The 22767-nt window shown below is 38.1% G+C and carries 20 protein-coding genes; 5 read left to right on the top strand and 15 right to left on the bottom strand.

Annotated features, from left to right (window positions below; translation table 11 throughout):
• Positions 1-3: 3 nt before the first annotated feature.
• From BGO84_RS16180 to kdsB, 6 genes are all read right to left on the bottom strand, one after another.
• Complete coding sequence (locus tag BGO84_RS16180; RefSeq protein WP_291030760.1) at positions 4-1131, bottom strand: hypothetical protein; 1128 nt, start codon at positions 1129-1131, stop codon at positions 4-6.
• Between the two features lie 213 nt (positions 1132-1344).
• Positions 1345-1818, bottom strand: a complete 474-nt coding sequence (locus BGO84_RS16175; RefSeq protein ID WP_283685695.1) for a GtrA family protein — start codon at positions 1816-1818, stop codon at positions 1345-1347.
• 28 nt (positions 1819-1846) lie between these two features.
• Complete coding sequence (locus tag BGO84_RS16170; protein WP_291030759.1) at positions 1847-3616, bottom strand: glycosyltransferase family 39 protein; 1770 nt, start codon at positions 3614-3616, stop codon at positions 1847-1849.
• Between the two features lie 204 nt (positions 3617-3820).
• Positions 3821-8068 carry an acyl-CoA dehydratase activase gene (locus BGO84_RS16165; protein ID WP_291030758.1) on the bottom strand — a complete coding sequence of 1416 codons (4248 nt, stop codon included), beginning with the start codon at positions 8066-8068 and terminating at the stop codon, positions 3821-3823.
• 2 nt (positions 8069-8070) lie between these two features.
• Positions 8071-8724: a TetR/AcrR family transcriptional regulator gene (locus BGO84_RS16160; RefSeq protein WP_291030757.1), complete on the bottom strand. Its 654-nt coding sequence runs from the start codon at positions 8722-8724 to the stop codon at positions 8071-8073.
• A gap of 102 nt (positions 8725-8826) precedes the next feature.
• Complete coding sequence (gene kdsB / locus BGO84_RS16155) at positions 8827-9570, bottom strand: 3-deoxy-manno-octulosonate cytidylyltransferase (protein WP_291030756.1); 744 nt, start codon at positions 9568-9570, stop codon at positions 8827-8829.
• A 97-nt stretch (positions 9571-9667) separates the two neighbouring features.
• Here kdsB and BGO84_RS16150 point away from each other — a divergent pair, with 97 nt between their 5' ends.
• Together BGO84_RS16150 and BGO84_RS16145 are read left to right on the top strand one after the other, a co-directional pair.
• Positions 9668-10039, top strand: a complete 372-nt coding sequence (locus BGO84_RS16150) for a 2-amino-4-hydroxy-6-hydroxymethyldihydropteridine diphosphokinase (protein WP_291030755.1) — start codon at positions 9668-9670, stop codon at positions 10037-10039.
• Between the two features lie 144 nt (positions 10040-10183).
• Positions 10184-12319 (top strand): GH92 family glycosyl hydrolase, encoded by a 2136-nt coding sequence (locus BGO84_RS16145; RefSeq protein ID WP_291030754.1) that lies wholly within the window; start codon positions 10184-10186, stop codon positions 12317-12319.
• A gap of 42 nt (positions 12320-12361) precedes the next feature.
• Here the strand turns inward: BGO84_RS16145 and BGO84_RS16140 are convergent, their stop codons facing one another.
• The 5 genes from BGO84_RS16140 to BGO84_RS16120 form a co-directional block, all read right to left on the bottom strand.
• Complete coding sequence (locus BGO84_RS16140) at positions 12362-13225, bottom strand: beta-1,6-N-acetylglucosaminyltransferase (RefSeq protein WP_291030753.1); 864 nt, start codon at positions 13223-13225, stop codon at positions 12362-12364.
• Between the two features lie 89 nt (positions 13226-13314).
• Entirely contained in the window at positions 13315-14457 is a 1143-nt protein-coding gene (locus BGO84_RS16135) for a porin (protein ID WP_291030752.1), read from the bottom strand.
• A 98-nt stretch (positions 14458-14555) separates the two neighbouring features.
• Positions 14556-15209 (bottom strand): ElyC/SanA/YdcF family protein, encoded by a 654-nt coding sequence (locus BGO84_RS16130; RefSeq protein WP_291030751.1) that lies wholly within the window; start codon positions 15207-15209, stop codon positions 14556-14558.
• Positions 15209-16075: a nucleoside phosphorylase gene (locus BGO84_RS16125; RefSeq protein WP_291030750.1), complete on the bottom strand. Its 867-nt coding sequence runs from the start codon at positions 16073-16075 to the stop codon at positions 15209-15211. Before BGO84_RS16125 ends, BGO84_RS16130 begins: the two co-directional genes overlap by 1 nt.
• Before the next feature lie 253 nt (positions 16076-16328).
• On the bottom strand, positions 16329-16676 hold the full coding sequence (locus tag BGO84_RS16120) for an MGMT family protein (protein ID WP_291030749.1): 348 nt from the start codon (positions 16674-16676) through the stop codon (positions 16329-16331).
• A gap of 141 nt (positions 16677-16817) precedes the next feature.
• Here BGO84_RS16120 and BGO84_RS16115 point away from each other — a divergent pair, with 141 nt between their 5' ends.
• Both BGO84_RS16115 and rlmH read left to right on the top strand, forming a co-directional pair.
• Positions 16818-17645, top strand: a complete 828-nt coding sequence (locus tag BGO84_RS16115; RefSeq protein WP_291030748.1) for a sugar phosphate isomerase/epimerase family protein — start codon at positions 16818-16820, stop codon at positions 17643-17645.
• Positions 17646-17724: 79 nt separating this feature from the next.
• Positions 17725-18198, top strand: a complete 474-nt coding sequence (gene rlmH, locus BGO84_RS16110; RefSeq protein ID WP_291030747.1) for a 23S rRNA (pseudouridine(1915)-N(3))-methyltransferase RlmH — start codon at positions 17725-17727, stop codon at positions 18196-18198.
• A 4-nt stretch (positions 18199-18202) separates the two neighbouring features.
• Here the strand turns inward: rlmH and BGO84_RS16105 are convergent, their stop codons facing one another.
• Complete coding sequence (locus BGO84_RS16105; protein ID WP_291030746.1) at positions 18203-19447, bottom strand: ABC transporter permease; 1245 nt, start codon at positions 19445-19447, stop codon at positions 18203-18205.
• Between the two features lie 12 nt (positions 19448-19459).
• Complete coding sequence (gene ruvB, locus BGO84_RS16100) at positions 19460-20482, bottom strand: Holliday junction branch migration DNA helicase RuvB (protein ID WP_135106689.1); 1023 nt, start codon at positions 20480-20482, stop codon at positions 19460-19462.
• 150 nt (positions 20483-20632) lie between these two features.
• Between ruvB and BGO84_RS16095 the strand changes: the two genes are divergently transcribed.
• The gene (locus BGO84_RS16095) at positions 20633-21208 is read left to right on the top strand and encodes a phosphatase PAP2 family protein (RefSeq protein WP_291030745.1); all 576 of its coding nucleotides are present in this window, start codon (positions 20633-20635) and stop codon (positions 21206-21208) included.
• A 7-nt stretch (positions 21209-21215) separates the two neighbouring features.
• Here the strand turns inward: BGO84_RS16095 and BGO84_RS16090 are convergent, their stop codons facing one another.
• Together BGO84_RS16090 and BGO84_RS16085 are read right to left on the bottom strand one after the other, a co-directional pair.
• On the bottom strand, positions 21216-21959 hold the full coding sequence (locus tag BGO84_RS16090; protein ID WP_291030743.1) for a DUF3667 domain-containing protein: 744 nt from the start codon (positions 21957-21959) through the stop codon (positions 21216-21218).
• Positions 21960-21994: 35 nt separating this feature from the next.
• On the bottom strand, positions 21995-22765 hold the full coding sequence (locus BGO84_RS16085) for an SDR family NAD(P)-dependent oxidoreductase (protein ID WP_291030740.1): 771 nt from the start codon (positions 22763-22765) through the stop codon (positions 21995-21997).
• Positions 22766-22767: the final 2 nt, after the last annotated feature.

Raw genomic sequence — 22767 nt, 5'->3', positions numbered from 1 at the left:
TTTTTATACTGATTGGCTCGCTTGATTCTCAGGAGATAGCAATACCATATTTTTAAGGTATTCAAATTCTAGTTCAAAACATTCACTAAAGATTTCATCGGCAAAACCCGCCTCTAATTGTTTTATAGTCCAGAACTTTCCATTCAATTTTCCGGTTCTCTTTATACTAAACTCATCGTCAACATTGGCTACAAACAAGAAATTCAAACGCTTTGTATCGTCATTCTCAAATACGTATTTGAGAACAAATTTCAAAGGAATATTTGTTTCTTCACCAAGCATTCGCCTTATACTGTTTCGTGCCGATAGGTTGATCTCATGATTAAAGAGCATATATTTTTCGAACGGATAATCCAGTTTCGAAGGGTTCAGCAAATCATTCTTGGGACGTTCCTGTAAATATATTTTCGATCCTGAGATAAGAGCTACTCGAACAACAGGATGCATAAACCGGTTCTTCATATTCAAGGATACGCTCTTGGCTATTTTACCTGTCACCTCCCCTTTCTCGGTAACGATAGGAATCCAATCTTCTTGTTTAAGTTTAGAGACCAAATTGCCTACTTTCACCGTTTGATATATTCCTATCAGAGAGATAATAAAGAGCGGCGTAGCAACGAATATAACGATATCCGATGAGCGCAAAAAGTTATAATTAAAAGAGAACTGTCGATATAATAATATGGCAAAAATATGCAAAGTCAAGCCATACTGAACGAGTGTTGCACAACCATAAAACTCGCTCATGAGTGCCTTCTGAAGATGGTTTCTATGTCGAAAAAATCGTGTGGCAATATATGTCTTGCTTACTCTTAAAAGCATGAAGAGACATATTATTACAATTTCGCATATCACCAGATAGGTATTTAATTGCCAACTATATTTATGAGTTAGCAACCAGATAAACAAGGTAATAAAAATAGCTATTGCTGAAATATAGAACGTAATACTAAAGCCTCGGGTTTTGCAACACAGACGGACAAGAAACTCTCCAACTATAGCTGAGAAAAGACTGATAATTAGCGCTAATCCCTCTTCCACATTTGCTATATGAAGTATTACATATAAGAGAAATGGTAAAAGCCCGATTACCGGGTTGGACACATATTTTTTTATACCTTTGTTAAGCATTCCACATTAAAAATTCAAAAAAAAATCTAGCTGAAATAAACAATAAACACTACTGAATATCCCTTCTTACCGGTAGTTCATTGTAAAATTTTAGAATACAAAATAAGTAAGGTTATCGTTATTCTTAATAGAACAATTAATATGGAATTTTGTTTTTAGTTGCTCGTGTAATTATTGCATTTATAATGTTAAAATATTACGTCTTACCTAGCCTCACTTTTGCTTGAAAGTAAAAAACTTATTGATTATAAATTGAATAGCAGCCACAATACATATAGCAAATGCTTTTGCCAACATATCATCCATCTTCATGACCCCAATAAACAATGTAAGCAACATGGAGCTTATAACCATGCCTACGACAGCTATACCGGCAAAAGAAGTAAAGCGCTTCAGCTTGTTATCAGTTACCTTAAATGTAAAATAGCTGTTTAGTATAAAATTATTAATCACAGCCAGAGTGGAACTTATAATATTGGAAATAAGAATATCAAGCATCCCAACAGACATCTTTCCAGCTAAAAGAGTACTGATATGATTTGAAAAGGGGTAATGCACAGAATATTTAGTAACCAGTAAGTAGTAAACACCCATATCAATAACAAGTCCCACCACACCAACGAGACCATATTTTATCAATTGTTTTATCGAATCACTTTTAATCAGGTTACTAATTTGTTGCTTCATGTGTGTCTAATCGTTTGCTAAGGCTGAGTTAATTTCTCGATTTTATTCTATAAAATAACATCGAGGTTCTGTACTCGTTTAACTTATCGCTTTTTTCTAAAAGTTCAAACTCGTATTTATTTCCATATTCTTGACGAATACTATCTGAATATTTCTCTAAGGTTACAAAATAACCTTCTTTTGGGGATTCTAAATCTATGTTCTTAAAGTTATTGTGCAGATAAAAATTTAACGCATAGAGATTGAAATACTTTTTCAGATTATTCGTAACGTATATCTCTCCATCGGGCTTATATTTCTCAGAAATCATTTCAGCAAATGGGCGAGCCGAATAAGTATCTTTAAAATTAGACAGTAAATAAGAATCCATGAAAACATTGATGGAGAACATAATTCCAAAACCTGCCATCAATATCTTTATATTGATTTTTTTGCGTAACAAATAAATGCTATTAATCGTAGCACATAGCAAAATCGAAATTCCAAATAAGCCTAACCAACCTGGGGACTTGAACATGTCCGAGAAGATTTTGAAATCCTGAAGGGTTCTCTCTCTCTTAGAAAAATGTCCTGCAATAGATTCTATATCAATAATTCGTGTATATGCGAGTCCTATTATCAGAAGAGCGATAATTGAAATTCCTAACAGAATAGAGGTTGAAATACGAACCGCTTTCGGTTTTGCATCAACAAGATAGATAAAAAAGCGAGCGATAAATATTGCTATAAACGGATACACGGGCATTATATATACGCTCCTTTTCGACACAGGAATAGAATAGAACAATAGCGAAACAACAATAACTATAAGGCTATACAAAAGCGCTTTGTCCATAGTCATTATTTTACCGGCAATATTATTTATGATTTGTTTTACCGAGCCACTCATTCTTTTATACTTGAAGAAGAAAAGAGATATCACAAGCAAAATAGTCCAAGGTAAAAAGCCTGAAACCAGATATACGATGTAAATCCAAAACGGCCCGTCATGCCCCAGCTCATAGCTTGCATCCATATCAGCAGCCTTCAGATGAAGAAATCTGCCAAAATTCTCATAGAACACACGGTCGAAGAATGCCTCTCCTTTTATCTTATAAGCAGCATAATACCAAATCAGAGGTATAATAAACGCAGGGAGTGCAATCAAAATACATTTTACTGTTGCTTTGAAAAAGTTTTCTTTTTGGAACAACAAAAACACGCCGAATATCATGCATGGCAGTAAGACCCCTATAGGCCCCTTGGTGAGGGTAGCCATACTAAGAAGCAGCCAGATGGAAATAAGCTGATATACCCGCCGCTTTTGATACCAAGCATACATTTGAATAATCGCTGCCACGAGGAGAAATGTAAGTACCATATCTACCCGAGTAGTCATGGCAGCCCTGTGTATTTCGAAGCAGGTAATCAAGATAAGACACGAAACAAAAGCCTCTATAACAGGCCTGCGACGAGCAAAAAACATAAAGCAGACCCCAATCATAGCAATAAATGCAATTGTAGATGGCAGACGCGATGTAAAAGGGGTAACTTCGCCATGCGTCAGAGCTAAAGAAAAGCCGGCTATAAGCCAATGATTAAATGGCGGTTTATATGCAAATTCATCTGCATAACTGGAAGGAATAACCCACTCTCCTTTCTCGATCATCGATACGGCCAATGCAGCCTCACGAGGTTCACCTTTGGTGTAAAAATCTCCTAATCCTATCCAAGGAAGAGTAGATAAGGTTGCTATAAGAAGAATCAGGAAGAGAGGTTTTTGCAAGTATAATGTTTGCAGAAAATGGGATTTCTTCATAGATAGTTATGACTGAATATTTCTGCAAATATAAGTTTTTATTTTTTTAATTACAGGTACTTGCTACAGTTATAATTTTGATATTGGACAAAATAGCATACTAAAATATTGTTTCTGAATAAAGAAAAATTTTAAGGTCTAGAACTATTTTCTCCGTTCAGAAACAACATATATGAATTTACGAGGCTGTGAGACAACTGGTCATCATATCATAAAATGCAGACGATTTTGCAAGTTCACCTCTGCAATACCTCCATCGATATCCAGATACAAAATATTCATATTCGGATATATTTCCTTAATCCGCTTTTCTACCCCCTTGGCTACAATATGATTTGCAATACACCCGAACGGCTGCAGACAAACAACTTTATTTACACCCTTACGAGCATAATGAGCAATTTCTCCGGGGATAAGCCAACCTTCCCCAAACTGATTGGAGAGGTCTAAAACTTCTGAGGCTGCTTCTGCTTTCGCATAAATAGATTCTGACGGCTCGTAAAATTTAAACTTGCTTAATATCTTCTCCGACCTTTTCACCTTACTATTTATATACCACCAAATAAGGGGTTTTAGAGTCTTCGAAAAAATTGTTTCTTCACTAAGTCCATTTTCTACATTCACCTTACTGTTGACAAAAAACTGCATAAGAAAATCTAACAATGGAGGAGTAGAAACTTCTACATTACGAGACCGTAACCATTCGGATATATTTGACTGTGCGTAATTATTATACTTCACAAATATTTCTCCGATAAGTCCCACTTTAGAATATTCTTTATCGTAGATAGGCACATTATTAAAATCCTCAACAGCCTCTTTCAGTAATCTATACAATGTTTTCGCATCCTTTGCCCGAACAGCATCAATCCCTCGTTCTATATAGAAATCAAATATCTGTTGCGACACTCCCTCCTTTTTTTCACGCACAGAAATAGCACTATGCATCTGTTGCAGACCATCGCCATACAATACAATTGGAACTGCGATCTTTGCTATTTTTTTCCATTCCAACGTAAATTCACTCTCGTCATTCTGATATGTTTCTCCCGAGCTGAGTGCTATTACAGGAATATCATTAAATCCTGCATTTTGCAATCCCGTCTTGATCTGTGCTATATAATTTGTAGCACGGCACTGCCCCCCTGTCTGTGTAATGGCAAGCACAATATCTTTCGCATCATGGTTCCCCGACTGGAGTGCATTGATAATATCTCCCAGAATGAGGGTAGACGGATAGCACACTTCATTGTTTCCATACATCAAACCAAGATCAGCAGATACTTTGTTCGATTTAGGAAGATTCTCTACCTTCAACCCAAGAATTTCACCTAATGCCGGAGCAAATGGCGAGATAAAATCACAAAGCCAAGGAATAAGAACCGTTTTATTTTTGTCTTTCTCTTTTTTATATGGAGCAGAATAGCCTTTATATGAATCGCTTACTACCAGATCATAAGACTTCACAGCTTTGAGCGACTCTACCAATGAGCGCAAACGCAAACGAATAGAGCCCGGACTGGCTATCTCATCGATACGAAGAACGGTTATATTTTTGCCGGCAGCCTTCAATATATCACGCGTTTCGTCCATAAAGAAGGAGTCGGGACCACAACCAAATGAGTTGAGCTGTACCAATTGTATATTTTGCGGCAACTTGGCTACTTCCATCGCTGCCTGTACAACACGGTTGGGGTAAGACCATTGCGAAATAATATTCAACTTACTAAAACCCTGACTTTCGGGCTTGCGAAATACATCATCGGTGAGTACTATAACCCCGAGGTCTGAAAATATCTGACCTACCTTCTGATGAATCAATGGGTCTGTATGATATGGACGACCTGCAACGATAAATGTCAACTCCCCTGTCTCTAAGGCTTTATCCAACAACTCTTTCTGATAGCCATAAAGTTCTTGTTTTAAACTATCCTTTACAACTAAAGCTTGTTGAAATGCCTTATCAAAAACATCTTTAGATACTCCCAAGCCCGAAAGATAGTTATAACAGCCTTTGGCCAAAGCCTTATCACTGCTGAATGTTATCACCGGCTCATCATAAGGGATACCGTGTCTGCCTGATGGATCTATAGAACTTTGTATAACGTCAGGATATCCACTAACCACAGGACAATTGAAAGAGTTAGACGATTGCCCGAATTCTTTTTCTTCTTTAGGTACAATCGGATAAAAAATCCTGTCTACCTTTTGCTCTATAAGAGCGAGTACATGTCCGTGTACAAGCTTGGCAGGAAAACAAATATTATCAGACATCACCCCTCCCACTCCTTTTTGATATAGCGGGAACGTTGATTCGGGAGATAATCTCACATTAAATCCACATGCTGTAAATAAAGTATGCCAGAATGGATAATTATCGAACATATTCAGCACACGAGGGATGCCTATCGTTTTTCCTTTTTCTATATTATCAGCTTTTACAGGACGATTGAAAAGGATTTCATTTTTCCTGTCAAAAGCATTATAGCCTTCCTTACGATCATTATTTTTATTATAGAAAACTTTCTCACATTTATTTCCGGCATAGCTGATATTCCCGTTGTTAAACTTGAATCGTAATACCGAGCATAGGTTTGTACAGCCTTTACAGGTCAACTCCTTAGAGTTAATTGTAGACAGATCAAACAAAGCCTCTTCTCCTGAGAAAGTTGTTGCGTTTTGGTTTTTCTCCCATAATCGTTGAGAATATAATGCGGCACCCAAAGCTCCCATCAATTCGGGATGATCGGTAGAACTCACAGTCTTACCCGACAGCATTTCTAATGCACGATAAACGGCATCGTTCCTGAATGTACCACCTTGTACAACGATATGGTCTCCAAGCTGTTTCAGGTTAGAGATTTTGAGAACCTTAAACAAACAGTTCTTAACCACAGAGTAAGCTAAACCTGCTGCAATATCATCATTTCCGGCATTCTCCCTTAAAGACTGCTTTACCTTTGAGTTCATAAACACCGTACAACGAGAACCCAAATCACTTGGATACTTAGCCAAACAAGCAGCATGAGCAAAATCAGAAAGTTCCATGCTCATTGTAGATGCAAAGTTTTGCAAAAAAGAACCACAACCCGCAGAACAGGCTTCATTCAGCTCTATATTCGAAATCAACCCATTGTTGATAAAGATTGACTTAATATCTTGTCCTCCTATGTCGAGCACAAACGATACATCGGGATCAACATATTGTGCTCCTGACAGGTGCGCTATGGTTTCTACAATTCCATAATCGAGCCCGAGAGCAGACTTCATCAAATCTTCTCCGTAGCCTGTGGCTGCTGATGAAAGGAATTTCACAGTTACATCTTTCTCTTGAGCCTCTTTATAGAATAAGGATAACCCCTCCATCACTTTTCTCAGAGGATTTCCTTCGTTATTACCGTAAAACTTATATATGATATTGGCATCTGTATCCATCACCACTACTTTGGATGTAGTAGATCCAGAATCTATACCCAAAAAACATTCTACATACTTTTCCTCACCCAGAGGTTTAAATTTCAGGGCTTTTACATTGCGGTTCGCATCCCACTCAATATATTCAAGTTCGTCTTTGAACAGTGGTTCGAGGGCATCACTATGATTTGACGACGTAGATTCCGAAAGTTTATCCACCAATTCGTGCAAATCAAACGTTTTTGCATCAGCCTCGTGGTAAAGAGCAGAACCCCATGCAGGGAAGTATTCCCCATTCTCGGGAACAATTATATCTTCACTCTGTATTTTAAGAACCTCGCTAAAAGCATTTCGCAACGCAGGAATAAAAGTCAACGGTCCCCCGATACAGATTATCTTAGGGATAATCTCGCACCCACGTGCAAGGGTAGTAACGGATTGTAAGGCAACAGCATGGAGTATAGAAGCGGAGATATCCGAAACAGGGATATTCCGGCTAATAAGATTCTGCACGTCGGTCTTAGCAAACACACCACAACGCGAAGCTATCGGATATATTTTGTCAAAATCCAGCGCCTTTACCCCTAGCTCTTCGATGGTAATATTCATCAGACTTGCCATCTGATCTATAAAAGCACCTGTCCCTCCGGCACAACTCCCATTCATCCGTATATCAGGGTGACGACCCTCGCTGAAGAATACCATTTTAGCATCTTCTCCTCCCAAGTCGATCAATGTATGAGCAGCAGGGTAAACATTCTTTACCACCTCCACGGCAGCAACAACTTCCTGCACAAATGAAATACCAACACGTTCGCCAATACCCATTCCCGCTGATCCTGATATATTTATTGTAAACTTTGCTTGGGGATATACTTCAATCACCTTTTGCAGTTCGGCTATCAGAGTCTGCTGTATATTCGCCTGATGCCTACAGTATGATTTGTAAATAATTGTATTATTATCATCCAAAACTACAATTTTCACGGTTGTTGACCCAACATCAATTCCCATTTTATATTGTTGTTCCTTACTCATAACTATTGTGTTAATTTATTTCGTTTGATCTCATTATCGCACGGTTTCAGTGCGTTTATAGTAAATTCTATCACATATTTTTCATGATTGGCTATCAGCTCATTGTAAACGCCTGACGGAATCTCCATCAATGTTTTGGCCAGATTTCCAAACATAAAAGGGAACATGCATAAAGACAATATATTCAATAAGAAATCAGCTGCCGGCGTTTCTCTTATTGTTCCCTTCTCCACTTCTTCTGCTATACGCTTTTCTATTTTACTGAAAGAACTATAAGGATTTTTATTCTTTATACGCTGGGTAAGTCCCTCCGGATTGAGGCTCACTTCATTTAGAATAAATGCTGCAATTTCAGGATATTGAAATAGAATTTCATAGTAAGTGTGTATCCATGTTTCGATTAACTCAAAAAATGGAAGATCGGAGGTTACAGTCTCGAATATTCTTTTAGTAAGCACATCCAATGCGTCTTCGAATATAATCTCAAATAAATTATATTTCGACTGAAAATAATAATTTACCATTGCCACATTAGTACCCGAAGCCTTAGCTATATCCCTGACACTGGTGCCTTTGTAGCCGTTCTTTATGAAAAGGATTTGTGCTTCACTCAGAATCCGTTTCCTTACTTCCGAAGAATCTTCACTATTAAACATGTGTTCTAAACGATTGTTTAAGAAGCAAAAATAAAAAATAAAATCAACTTAAACAAGTGTTTAGCTCATAAACAGAAATCTATATTGTCGTTTAAGGCTGACTTATTTCAGGAGCTTTATCGCTCTTTCCATATCTTCGGGAGTATCGATACCTATTGTTTCCACATCTGTATAACCCACTCGTATACGGTAGCCGTTTTCTATCCAACGGAGTTGCTCCAGCGATTCGGCTTTCTCAAGTGAAGATTGTGGCAGTTGGGTGATTTCTTTTAACACATCCACGCGATAGGCATACATCCCTATATGCTTATAAAATGTATGTTTATCAAGCCATTCTGTATGATGGGCATCTCGTATATATGGAACAATGGAACGACTAAAATAGATTGCTTCGTTCTCCTTATTTATAACTACCTTTGGAGAATTAGGATTGAACAAAACATCAAAGCCATCTTCTTTTTTGAAAGGTTTTACCAACGTTGCCAACTCCACATCTTTGCTATCAAAACACTCTTTCAGAGATTCGATTTGCTCGGGCTGAATGAACGGCTCATCCCCTTGCACATTGATAACCACATCAAAATCTTCCCCAATCTTAAAATAGGCTTCTTGAATACGGTCGGTTCCACTACGATGGTCTGTTGAAGTCATAACAGCTTTCCCCCCGAACGCCTTTACAGTTTCGAAGATGCGGGAATCATCTGTTGCAACCCATACATAGTGAACCGCTCGCTTCACCTGTTCATATACACGTTGTATCATCGGTTTACCCCCCATATCAGCCAGTGGCTTTCCGGGAAAACGAGTAGAGGCATATCGAGCCGGAATTATTGCTATAAACTTCATATTTTTACTATTATCCTACAAATGTATAAAAATGCCTCAGAAATAAAGTTTCGCCGTTCATCCTATTTCGAAAATGCAGCGTATATTTGCACCTATTATGAACAAAGCGCTTCTCTGCATAGGAACAAATGAAGATACAGAAACAAATTTAAGACTCTGTCATCAACTGCTCAACAGCTCTTTTGGAGGGATATCTTACTCCGACACTTCTGTCACTACTCCTTATGGAGCACACTATAAGAATGACTTCCTAAACCAACTGGCTGTTATATATACCGATCAAGACAAAGAAGAAGTCCGCCTGAAACTTAAGTCTATAGAACGGCAGATAGGACGTGAGTCTCACGACAAAGAAAAAGGAATTGTAAAAATAGACATCGACCTTGTTATCTGGAATGACGAAGTTCTGAAGCCTGCCGATATAAGTCGCAGCTATATTGTAGACCTACTACCCAGCTTAAAAAAATAAGCATCTGAGACAATCTAGTATACTTTTGTGACACACCTCCAATTTGTTCTTTAACAAATACATATAGATTATACAAACAAAGTATTTTTACATAAGGATTTTTTAATCCATAAAACATTTGTTATCACCATAATCTATTAACACATGAATAAATTTAATCTTATTATTATTAGTCTATTATTGGTTGCAACCGGTTGTGCCCAAAGACAACAAATAAGGTATACAGACTATGTAAACCCGTTTTTAGGAACAGCCACCTTATGGGATAGTATCGACTTAGGCTACAAGCCAACTCGCAGAACTTGGGGCGCCGAAGTATTTCCCGGATCATCTCTCCCCAATGCAATGGTTCAGGTAAGCCCGATAACATTGTTCAGAAGTGGCTCCGGTTACCAATATGAAGACACTGTTATATATGCCTTTACACATACCAATAAAGGTCATTGGAATCTTTGCCATATTCCGATTCTCCCCGCAACAGGGAATTTTACAGCAGATGATTATTGTTCGACATATAGTCACAACAACGAATCTGCCCATCCAGGGTATTATCAGGTTTTCATCCAGCGATATGGGATAAATGCAGAAATGACATCAACCCTGCGCTGTGCATATCACAGGTTTACATTTGAAGCCGGAAAGGATAAAAAGCTGATAGTAGATCTTTCTACATCAAACGAAAGGATTAAGGATTGGCAAATAACACAAGAAAGCGAAAACGTATTCTCAGGCTTTCAGGAGAATAGCGAAAAGATGTACTTCTACGCAGTTTCGAATCATGCAATAAAAAATATAGATTCGATAAGAGGTGAAAGCAAAAGCGTGTCAATAGTTAACTTTGCGAATAACAAAGAACCTCTAGAATTAAAAATAGGATTCTCTTTCGTTAACATCAAGAATGCAAAAGAAAACCTAGAGAAAGAAATAGGCAACAAAGACTTCGCCGAAATAAGGAATGAAGCTACAGAAACATGGGAAAATCTATTATCAAGAATAAAAGTCTCGGGTGGCACTGAAAAGCAAAGATGGATATTCTATTCCTCACTATATCGTTCCTTCTTATGGCCGGCACTAAGAAGTGATGCAAATGGAGAGTTTACCGATGCGAAAGGCGAAGTTGTAAACAAGGGCTTCCGCTATTATACCGATCCTTCGTTTTGGGATGACTATAGAAACAAACTGATCTTGCTCGGAATGATTTCGCCCGATGTTGCAGCAGATGTAATTAACTCCATCACCGACAAAGGAGAAAAGACAGGATTTATGCCTACGTTCTTTCATGGCGATCATGCCTCCACATTCGTTACTGGCTCTTATCTGAGAGGGCTAAGAGGGTTTGATGTCAACAAAGCATATCATCTCATCTTGAAAAATGCCACAGTAGAAGGAGGTCGTCCTCATCTGATGGAATATATAGCAAAAGGATATATTTCTGAGATGGACATCAAAAATCCGAAGATAGAAACCGTAGCGAAAGCAGCTGTTACAAAAACGCTCGAATATGCCTATGACGACTACGCTGTTGCTCTATTAGCCAAAGAGTTGGGAGACGAGGAGAACTACAATATGCTGATGAAAAGAACCGGCAATTACAAGAACCTCTTCGACCCTTCAACCGAATTGATGAGAGGTCGACTCGAAAACGGTGAATGGGTTACCCCATTCGACCCTGAATTCCCTTACTATGAATACCTGTACCGTGAAGCGAATGCCTGGCAATCATCTTTCTTTGCACCACACGATACTAAAGGGTTGATTAATCTATATAAAAGTAAAGATGACTTCGAAAAGAAGGTCGACTCTTTATTTACCATTCCATGGGGAGGATATGAAGCACATAACCTATCGGGATTTATCGGGCAATATTGCCACGGAAATCAACCTGATCATAGTTTCCCTTTCCTCTATTATTTTATCGACAAACAAGAGAAATCACAAGTCATATTAGATAGCTGCCTCAATCACTTCTACGGAATGGGCAAACATCAACTGGCTCTTGCCGGAATGGACGACGCCGGAGAAATGTCTTCATGGTATGTATTTAACGCCATCGGGCTTTATACATATTCCCCTGCCGACCCTTCGTACATCATATCAGTTCCTCTTTTCGACAAGATAGAATTCACGTTCGGTGATAGCACTCAGTTTTCTATAAGCAAGAGAAACTCAGGCAAGAAAATTACTGATATTACTTATGGAGGTAAGAAAGTTGATGGTTACTTTATATCACATAGCGATTTGAAGAAAGGGAAAGAACTGGTAATTACTACCAATCAATAACGACTTAGATTATATATATTTTTAGAAGAGGATTCTGCTGGACTAATCTTGTTTCCAAAGTACGGTACGAATCCTCTCTATAATGCTTTCACTATCATCATTAAACTTACGAGCAAAATAAGGGAATCGCCGCCCAAACTCATCATTGAATTCCATGCGAGTTTCTAACAGTTCAATATGACGCTGCTCTATTGTAGCAGGAGGATTAGGTCCATCCCAATCGGTATATGTAAGGTTTGCATGTATTCTATCTCTATAGTCAGAGTTACCTATAATTGTCTGGAAGAAAGCTTCATCCGGCACTAATGTATGACGAAAAAAATCAAAATATCTTCTATCATCCTTTACAGTATTCAGAATATATATAACGCATTCACGGGTAAGAGCAAACCATTGCGAACCGGCATATATCTTAAAAGGAACTTTTCTTTTTATCTTCAACTTTTTAAGCAACACCTCAATTAAGAACTTGGGGTTGTAATGCTTCAGATTGCGACGATTATAATCGAAGTAATAATACTCGTAACGTTCCGCAGGCTTGTATGGCACAGGGAGAGGTGCAATATCTATATACTCTTTTCTCTTTTCTAATAGCTTATGCAAGAAAGCTTTCGAACGAATAGGATAATCTACACCACTAAGCAATATATAATAGTCGGCATCAGAGGAATGTTGCACTCCAAACTCCAGCAGTGCCAATGTGGCCTCTACCATAGAAATTCCTCCCCAGTTTATATCAATGGAGGTGGGAATAATTGTAGCGTTACTCTTTTTAGGAATATAGTCCTGTTCTGCCTTCTTGTCTAAATGAATATAGAAAGTGCTATCTGCATCATCTAAAGCATCAATCAAGCGATCTAAATGCCTGAAATTATTATGAGCTAATATAAGGTAGCAGATCTTCATCAAACTATATTTTTTAAGATATCAATACAAATGTACTGAAAAAGGTTATTCCTTTCGAAATAACCTTTTCATATTTCGTGAATGTCTGATCAAAATACAATCTGCATTTGCCCTAATACAGCATTCGAATTTTTCTCACCCCAACTCTTTGAATAATCCGAGTAAGTATAATTTATCTGGAAACGGCATGCTCCGTAAAAATAATAGTTCAAGCCCAGTGTATAATCAATCACCTCCTTGCTTGTGTCTCTATTCTGATTCAGATAATCTACCTTTGCAAAAGCATTGAACTTTTTAGGAACAAAATAATAGAGCCCCATTCCGTGAAGACCTTCTTTGCTGATACCTCCATCATTGCCTCTTATCCATTCGGCACGAGCATACACTCTCTCTGAACGATAATCGGAGCTTGCAATCCAACGATTACGAACATGATCATTTTTTTCTGTTTCTCCAGGTTTTATATACTTAGCTTCTCCAAGATATACTCCTCCACCAATTCTAAAATTCTTTATGGGTTGAAGCATCAAGTTTGCAGCGAAGTCTTTTGAGTTATTATTTTCTGTAGTATTAATACCTGTCCCCTGAAACAAACCAACCTTATATTCGAGTAGGTCGTGCGTCTGCGTTTTTAACAAGTTACCGTATGCCATCACACCTGCATCACGTCCTGTATTATTCTTATTATTTTGTTGTCTCTGTACATCATCGCCCATTCCGATAAGAGCAGAAATAGAACGAGTGTTGAAAACCCCTTCAATATCGGTTAATGATATTTGATTTTCGAGTGAAAGAGGCGTTTTCATCTGTCCTAGCCTGATATTAAACTCTTTAGCCGGAGTCCATTCTCCCCAAAATTCGTACGGCATTGGGTTAACAAACTCTGCCAAAATAAAATATTTCAGATTTTTGGTCAGTTCGCCACGCATCGATAAGAATATTACTCTCGGTTCAAAATCATGCTTAACATTCGCTACGTCGCTATATCTGTACATGAATAATCCATATCCTCCGAAACGCATGTATGGAGTATTAAAAGCCTGCCTGATTTTTTCGGTAGTACCGTTTCCCAATGCACTTTTAGTAGGTGCATTTCCTCGTATCGAGTCGGCTTCACTTTGAGTCAATATATTTTTCTCTACTAACTTTTTTAACAGTTCACTATTTGAGTCCTGAGCATACACAAGGGTACATGCTACACATAGAGAGAGCACGAATAAGAGCTTTTTCATTAATATAATTTATTATTGTTTAAATTAACCTTATTTAAAGAAGCGACAAAATTAGTGTTTCCATCTAATATCAGCAAGACCCTAATTCTTAAAAGATTTCAGATTTTAATCTTTTCTCCCAGATACTTTGGTTCTTTACCTGTAGCGATATCCACAAAGACTTTTACCCTTGCAAACAATTCCCTTATTTTTGTTCTGTATGACGATCGGTTAAGCGATAAATCTTTTGCATTATATCCATAGGCTGTCATCCCGTAATTCTGAGCCAAAAACACAGCCCGTTCGTTATGAAACTCTTGCGACACGATAATAAACGAATCCTGACCAAATATTTCATTCATCCTCACCACCGAATCGAGTGTGCGCAAGCCCGCATAATCGCAATGTATAATACTGTCGGGCACGCCGGCATGGACAAGAGCGGCACGCATATCGTCTGCCTCATTATAATCTTTGCGGCTATTGTCTCCGCTTACAACAAAAACCTTTACCTTACCGGCATCATATAATTCTTTAGCAGCCTGAATGCGGTAAGTGAAGTATAAATTGGGACGATTGCCTATATTCTTAGCAGCACCCAAAACCAACGCCGCTTTCTGTGCGGGTATGCTATCTACTTCATCATATACAAAACCTTTGGAATCGTGAGGGATTTTCCAGTTAGCAAAAAGAATTGCTAAAACCGCTAAAATAAGCCCGATTGATAATACCCAAAACATCCGCTTGAGCCTCTTTTTTGTTTGTGCCTTCATTAAATACGCTCTAATACCTTCTTTATTAAATCTTCTATCGAACCCTTGTAATTTGAATTTGATTCTCCTGCCAAACGATTGGCTATTATTGTACATACAGTCATGGCCTTATGCCCCATCAACCGGCCCATTCCTGCCAACGGTGCGCTTTCCATCTCGTAGTTGGTAATCGAATCTTCACCAAACCTGAACGACTCTATTTTAGTATTCAGGTCGGGATTAGCCAACGGCATGCGTACATATCGCCCCTGTGGCCCATAGAAACCAATGGCAGATATGGTAACTCCTTTTATCATGTCATGTCCTATACGTTCTACCAATTCCTCATCGGCCTTTACAACATACGGAGCGCAGTGCTGGGGATTCCAACCCACATGTTTCTTAAAGATATCCTCAAAATCAGCCAATGTCACTTTATCACGATTTGCATAATAGTTGAGTACTCCGTCGAAACCGATCGACTTTGCAGCAACCACATACGAACCGATTGGGCAATGAGGCTGCAATCCTCCTGATGTTCCTACACGCACCATTGTGAGCTGTTTGAAGTCTTTCTTTACTTCACGTGTCTTGAAATCGATATTAGCCAACGCATCCAATTCTGTAATTACAATATCTATATTGTCGGGGCCGATACCATGCGAAAGAGCAGTAATGCGTTTCCCTTTATACGTTCCAGTAATCGTATGAAATTCCCGGCTTTGGATATCACATTCTACACTATCAAAAAAAGATGCGGTAAGGCTCACTCTGTCGGGGTCGCCCATCATTATTATTTTGTCCGATAATTGTTCCGGCTTTAGATGTAAGTGAAAAACACTGCCATCACTATTTATAATCAGTTCTGAATCGGGAATTATTCTCATATCGTTTATTTGTGTTTATTTACAAAGATATAAATTGTTTTACTTGGTTCTATTCTTTAGTTACTATTCATATAAAAAGTGACAAAACCCGAAAAACACGCAGTACCCTATATCAGCAGTTTACAGCCAAAAGGTGACAAAAGTGACACTTTTTGAAATGTTTTTTGTTGTTACCTTTTTCTTTGATTTTGTATATCAAAGTCTACTCTATTAGATAATTTTATTCTTAGAAAGCGAATTGCTATAAAGGAAATCATTCGATAGTCAATTCTTGGGTAGGATCCCAGAATACTTTCTCCCAATTGATGATTCTATCATTTACAACGCCAACTCCTTCCTCTTCTAAGAGCTTCTGCATTTCGTTCGAGTTTCCGAATGCTTCTTTGGCTGAGAGTACTCCCTGACTATTTACTACCCTATGTGCCGGAATACCGGAAATGACAGAATTGCACTCTCCCATCACCCGACCTACCAAACGTGACATATTCGGATAACCGATAGCCTTAGCGATTGCGCCATAACTTGTAGCCCGACCATACGGAATACTCCTCACAACATCATACACTCCTCGTCTGAAATCTTCTTTATCCAAATGTGCCATTCTCCTTTTATTATAAGCTCTATTTAATAAAATATAAAGATATAAGCTTTAACTATAAGGATATATTATTCTATGAGAATTGTTATATTTGTACACCGTGATGATCTTAAATAAAAATCTAAATATCTAAAAAAGTAACCCATGAGTAAAACACTAAGATTATTCCTACTTTTAGTGTGCGCGCACACAACAATTCTTTTTGCCAATGAACCCGAGAAAACGCAACGAGATGATGGCGAATCATTTAAGGTAGCCATAGCCGGATATACATTTGTAAATTTCAATCTCGATGAGACCCTCAAAATGATGCAAGAGGTAGATGTGCATTATCTTTGTATCAAAGATTTCCATCTTCCGCTGAATAGCACCGACGAAGAAATTGCCGCATTCCATGCTAAACTGGCAAAGTATGATGTTACAGGTTATGCTGTAGGTCCTATCTATATGAAGACCAAAGAAGAAGTGGACAAAGCGTTTGATTATGCCAAACGTGTTGGCGTAAAACTTATCGTAGGTGTTCCCAATCATGAACTACTACCTTATGTAGACAAGAAAGTAAAAGAATATGATTTCAAATATGCCATTCATCTTCATGGTCCCGACATCGAATTATATCCGCATGCAGCTGATATCTATGAACATGTAAAAGACCTAGACCCTCGTATCGGAATGTGTCTCGACATTGGTCATGATGCACGTGCAGGACATGATCCGATTGCCGACCTAAAAAAATACAGCGACAGAGTGTTCGACATCCATATGAAGAATACAACCGCAGCAACTAAAGCCGGAAAGACAGGTGAAATCGGTCGGGGCATAATAGACATTCCTGCTTTTGTGAGAATGCTTCGCGAAGTAAAATACTCAGGAGCTTGCAGCCTCGAATACGAGCGAAACATGAAAGCCCCTTTAGCGGGAATAGCCGAATCTATAGGTTATTTCAGAGGTGTAATCGATGCAACGAAATAAGTAAAAAACTTATTTTTTATATAACAGGATAGGCAGCAAGAAATTGTTGCCTATTTTTGTAATGAAAAAACTAGAAAATATGAAAATCATTCTTCTTGCTATAGGCAAAACCGATGCAGGCTATTTTGTAGAGGCTATCAACGAATACCAGAAAAGGTTGGAGCATTATATCCCTTTCGAAATACAAATTATACCTGACATAAAGAACACCAAAAGCCTTACGATGGAACAGCAAAAGGAGAAGGAAGGTGAATTGATATTAAAAAACGTACAGCCGGGAGATTATCTCGTTCTGCTGGATGACAAGGGAAAAGAATATACCTCGATGCAGTTTGCCTCCTATATAGAAAAGAAAACACATACGGTAAGCAAGCGGCTCATATTTGCCATCGGAGGCCCTTATGGTTTCTCGGAAGCAGTATATCAGAAGGCGAATGAAAAACTAACTTTATCACGCATGACTTTTTCGCACCAGATGGTACGTCTTATATTTGTGGAACAGTTGTATAGAGCAATGACAATCTTAAACAACGAACCTTACCATCACGAATAATCTCTTATTCGAAACGAAGTGATTTTGCAGGAGATATTTTTGCTATCAGATAAGAAGGCCCAACCATAGCCAATACCGACAAGGTTAAGGTAGCAATGTTGATAAGAATAATGTGTAATATATTTATATCCACCGGCATTTCGGATACATAGTAAGTATTGGGATCTAGCTTTATCAAGCCAAAATACCGTTGAAGCAACAGCACAGTCAAGGCTATAATATTTCCCCACAACATCCCTTTCAGTATCAGGAATGAAGACACATAGAGAAATGTTTTACGAATATTAAAATTTCGTGCACCAAGGGTTTTAAGTATACCAATCATATTGGTGCGTTCCAAGATTATAATAAGCAATCCCGATATCATCGTAAAAACGGAAATAGCAAACATCAAGATCATGATTACCCATACATTCATATCCAACAGATCGAGCCAACTGAATATCATCGCGTTCATTTCTTTAATAGAGCGGGTCAGAAAAGTATTCCCATCCACATCCCGATAAGTCATCATATCTAAATAGATATTTTGTGTAAGCTGGTCAAGTTGCTCAAATTCGTTTACGAGCAGCTCTATACCGCTTACCTGATCGGGTTGCCACTTATTAAGCCTTTGTATAAGTCGGATATCTGTTATAACAAATAGTTTGTCGTAATCTTCAAAATTGGTACTGTATATCCCCGTGATGTTAAACTTACGGGCACTGCGTTCCTGAACAAAATACGAAATAAAACTATCGCCTGTCTTCAGATTAAGTTTATCCGCTATATTCTTGGAGATAATAACCTGATTGGTGATTGTGGTATCATCAGGGTTGATGATCTTACCGTCAATCATATTCTTCTTGAAAAAGTCCCAATCGTAGTCTTTCCCTACCCCTTTTAGAATTATCCCCTGAAATGCACTATCTGTTTTTATGATACCCGGTTTTGTGGCATATACCTGTGCATGTGCTATACCCGTCTCATGGCTCAATGTATCTAAAAGACCGGGAGTAACAGCTACCGGCAATGTTTCGTAAGAAGTGGTGTTATTCAGATTGGTAATCTGAATATGAGAGCCGAAGCCAACAACCTTGTTGCGTACCTCTTTCTTAAAGCCGATAACAATAGACAATGCCAGAATCATAGCTGCCAATCCTATTGCAACACCTGCAATAGCTATTTTAACAGCAGGTGAAGACGCTTTTTTCTCTCCTTCGCCTTTACTAAAATGAATCCGCTTGGCTATAAATAATTCTAAGTTCAATGTTTTATTCTTTTAAAATAGAAATCCTTGCTCACTTTCTCTTTTCCTTCCCAGATGCTTGTAGGCAAGGTCTGTCACTTCACGTCCACGAGGAGTACGCTTCATAAAACCTTCCTTGATAAGAAATGGCTCATATACCTCTTCGATCGTCCCTCCGTCTTCTCCCAATGCGGTTGCTATTGTAGAAATTCCTACCGGCCCCCCTTTGAATTTATCGATCAGGATAAGCAATATCTTATTATCTATCTCATCCAATCCATACTTATCTATATTTAATGCTTCGAGAGCATAAGAAGCGATATCTTTGTCTATCTTACCCGATCCTTTTACCTGAGCAAAGTCACGCACACGGCGCAGCAAGGCATTCGCAATACGGGGCGTACCACGACTACGTGAAGCAATTTCTATAGCAGAATCTTTCGAAGCAGGTACATTCAGTATATCTGCCGATCGTAAGATAATATGCACAAGGGTATCTATATCGTAATATTCGAGGTGCATATTTATCCCAAAACGGGCACGCAAAGGGCTTGTAAGCAAACCACTACGAGTAGTTGCACCAACAAGCGTAAACGGATTGAGTTCTATCTGTACTGAACGAGCGCTAGGCCCTTTATCTATCATTATATCGATGCGATAGTCTTCCATCGCACTATACAGATATTCTTCCACAACAGGCGAAAGGCGGTGTATTTCATCTATGAAAAGAACATCGTTCGGTTCGAGCGAAGTAAGCAGTCCGGCCAAGTCTCCGGGCTTATCTAATACAGGGCCTGATGTGATCTTAAACCCTACACCAAGCTCATTGGCTATAATATTCGACAGGGTTGTTTTACCAAGCCCGGGAGGGCCATGCAACAGAGTATGGTCGAGCGATTCGCCACGCATTTTTGCAGCTGTCACAAAGACTTGTAAATTTTCTACAACTTTACTCTGTCCACGAAAACTCTGGAAGGTGAGAGGGCGCAACGCATTCTCAAACTCCTTCTCATTTTCATTTATATTCTCCCTGTGTATATTAAATGTTCCTTCCATAATGTATGGTTGCAAATTTACATCAATATATTCAATTTACAGACAGATACCGATTGATTTGCAATTACTAAAAATATAAAAGATTTAAATATTCTTCATTTTAATCGTAAAATAATATTTCTTTGTGGTTCATTTTCAAGATATACGCCAATGCTTCGCAAAATTATAGAATGGGATAAAGAACTCTTTTTGTATCTGAACAGTAAACATATCGGTTGGCTCGACCCTGTTATGTTATTTTTCAGTTCGTACCATTTTTGGATAATTATGTGTATCCTGATGGCTGTGTTTATCTATTACAGATTAGAGGTTTGGAAGAAAACGAGTGTTATATTTTTCTTGCTTTCTATCGGTGCAAGTGCATTATTAACCAATATTATTAAGATGATGGTAGAACGTCCACGTCCGATACATAATCAAGATTGGACAGGTGTTATACATGCAATAGAAAGATACAGTTCGAGTACCAGCTTCTTCTCGTCTCATTCTGCAACAACGTTTACGATGGCTACTTTTTTCCTTTTATTATTCCGTAAGATCGGCTCTAAGTATTACGGTTATCTGGCAATAATTTGGGCTACAATTGTCGCATATAGCCGCATCTATCTTGCCAAGCATTATCCTATCGATGTTGCTTGCGGTATATTATTCGGAATCACAATTGGGATTATGGGATACAAGCTCCTTGAATATTATAAAAACAAGAAGACAGGATTAAACCCTTAAAATATCTCTACCGATGGTTGATAAAAATGAATACAAATGTAACTAAAGAAGAAGCTATCACAACAAACAAAAATGATAAAACCATACTTATCGACGTCTTACATACAGTCTTGATAGGTGAACTCTTTCCAAACAATTGTATATATACCCAGAATTGATATAAATAGCAAAATAAGAACGTCAGCAATACGCCCCATATGGAGAGGGTGAAATAATAAATAGGATAAGTCAAAATAAGAATTAGGATCTGCATTCCTACTATATATGAGTTTATAACCAGAAACTCCACGAAATTGTAACCTGACTTCTTAAATACTATATAGGATGCTAATGCATAAAATGGAATAAAAGCCAGCATAACAAAAGAATAATGCCCATACATCCAATCGAAAACCAATTGACTGTAATTATTGGCTGCAGCATCTGTCTGAAGATAGGCAAATGAGTTTTCAGGATATACTTTTAGGAAAAAACATATAAATCCGTATATAGTCCCTAAAATAAGAATAAATGAAAAGGGCTTGAAATGGGTGATTCTTTTACCCGATAAGTATTCGCGAATAGAGTCACCGGGTCTCGTAATGAGTTCTTTTATTGTGTGTAAAATTCCTCTATCTACATGAAAAATACTATGTTGTATTTCGTGTATAATATAATGGAAATTAATACGTGCAGTAGCTGTTGATTGTCCACAGTTTGAACAATATTTTCCAGAGACAGGAGTACTACAATTTTTACATATATCTGACATATTATTATTTACTCTATTAGATTTAAATTCTGTAATTACAACCATTTCCCAACTTTCCGCTTTTCCAATCCGGAATACATTTTCAGGAAAATAGGGAAAGCTCTTCCAATAGGAAAAAAGAAACGAAACAACAAGGATGGGTAAACATTCTCCTTCCCTTTTTCGATCCCTCTGATAATTTTTTTTGCTACAGTTTGCGAGTTTTGTGTAGGAAATGGCAAAGGTGTACTATCTTCTCCGGTTGCCTTATCAAAAAATTCTGTACGAGTGGCAACAGGATAAACTGCTGTTATCTGTATGTTTTCAGACTGCTCGTACCTATAGGTTTGCACAAAATGGTGCAGTGCGGCTTTTGTAGAACAATACAATGAGTAAGCAGGCAAAGAAACCAAGCCTGCGCCCGATATAGTACAAGCAAATGCAACTCTTTTATTATTACTGCCAGCGAGGAGTTTCTCTAGTGAATAGATAGGGGAAAATACGTTCAGATTGAAAATATTCTCTATATGCTGCCAATCGGAATTATTTATTTTTTCGAGGTAAGCAAAACCAGCATTAGCGATAAAGACATCAGCCTCGCCGTCAAATACTTCCTGAGCATAATTGAATACATTATCAACTCCATCTTTACTGCTTACATCAGCAGCATAAGGGTATACAATTCCTTCTTTTTGAAGGATACGATCAGCATGACGGGCAACAGCTACAATTCTGACATTCGGATATAAGGCTAAAATATCGAGCATATCTCTCCCTATTCCTGAAGAGGCGCCTGTGAGAATGATATTTTTACCTTTTAAATCCATGA

It is taken from the genome of Dysgonomonas sp. 37-18 (assembly GCF_001899125.1).
GTDB lineage: Bacteria > Bacteroidota > Bacteroidia > Bacteroidales > Dysgonomonadaceae > Dysgonomonas.
The sequence above is the reverse complement of the archived record's forward strand: the minus strand, read 5'-3'. Positions and strand labels throughout refer to the sequence as shown.

Excerpts from the sequence above, each read along its gene's own strand:
- BGO84_RS16180 (WP_291030760.1), bottom strand. The coding sequence starts at position 1,131 with ATGCTTAACAAAGGTATAAAAAAATATGTGTCCAACCCGGTAATCGGG.
- BGO84_RS16175 (WP_283685695.1), bottom strand. The coding sequence starts at position 1,818 with ATGAAGCAACAAATTAGTAACCTGATTAAAAGTGATTCGATAAAACAA.
- BGO84_RS16170 (WP_291030759.1), bottom strand. The coding sequence starts at position 3,616 with ATGAAGAAATCCCATTTTCTGCAAACATTATACTTGCAAAAACCTCTC.
- BGO84_RS16165 (WP_291030758.1), bottom strand. The coding sequence starts at position 8,068 with ATGAGTAAGGAACAACAATATAAAATGGGAATTGATGTTGGGTCAACA.
- BGO84_RS16160 (WP_291030757.1), bottom strand. The coding sequence starts at position 8,724 with ATGTTTAATAGTGAAGATTCTTCGGAAGTAAGGAAACGGATTCTGAGT.
- kdsB (WP_291030756.1), bottom strand. The coding sequence starts at position 9,570 with ATGAAGTTTATAGCAATAATTCCGGCTCGATATGCCTCTACTCGTTTT.
- BGO84_RS16150 (WP_291030755.1), top strand. The coding sequence starts at position 9,668 with ATGAACAAAGCGCTTCTCTGCATAGGAACAAATGAAGATACAGAAACA.
- BGO84_RS16145 (WP_291030754.1), top strand. The coding sequence starts at position 10,184 with ATGAATAAATTTAATCTTATTATTATTAGTCTATTATTGGTTGCAACC.
- BGO84_RS16140 (WP_291030753.1), bottom strand. The coding sequence starts at position 13,225 with ATGAAGATCTGCTACCTTATATTAGCTCATAATAATTTCAGGCATTTA.
- BGO84_RS16135 (WP_291030752.1), bottom strand. The coding sequence starts at position 14,457 with ATGAAAAAGCTCTTATTCGTGCTCTCTCTATGTGTAGCATGTACCCTT.
- BGO84_RS16130 (WP_291030751.1), bottom strand. The coding sequence starts at position 15,209 with ATGAAGGCACAAACAAAAAAGAGGCTCAAGCGGATGTTTTGGGTATTA.
- BGO84_RS16125 (WP_291030750.1), bottom strand. The coding sequence starts at position 16,075 with ATGAGAATAATTCCCGATTCAGAACTGATTATAAATAGTGATGGCAGT.
- BGO84_RS16120 (WP_291030749.1), bottom strand. The coding sequence starts at position 16,676 with ATGGCACATTTGGATAAAGAAGATTTCAGACGAGGAGTGTATGATGTT.
- BGO84_RS16115 (WP_291030748.1), top strand. The coding sequence starts at position 16,818 with ATGAGTAAAACACTAAGATTATTCCTACTTTTAGTGTGCGCGCACACA.
- rlmH (WP_291030747.1), top strand. The coding sequence starts at position 17,725 with ATGAAAATCATTCTTCTTGCTATAGGCAAAACCGATGCAGGCTATTTT.
- ruvB (WP_135106689.1), bottom strand. The coding sequence starts at position 20,482 with ATGGAAGGAACATTTAATATACACAGGGAGAATATAAATGAAAATGAG.
- BGO84_RS16095 (WP_291030745.1), top strand. The coding sequence starts at position 20,633 with ATGCTTCGCAAAATTATAGAATGGGATAAAGAACTCTTTTTGTATCTG.
- BGO84_RS16090 (WP_291030743.1), bottom strand. The coding sequence starts at position 21,959 with ATGTCAGATATATGTAAAAATTGTAGTACTCCTGTCTCTGGAAAATAT.
- BGO84_RS16085 (WP_291030740.1), bottom strand. The coding sequence starts at position 22,765 with ATGGATTTAAAAGGTAAAAATATCATTCTCACAGGCGCCTCTTCAGGA.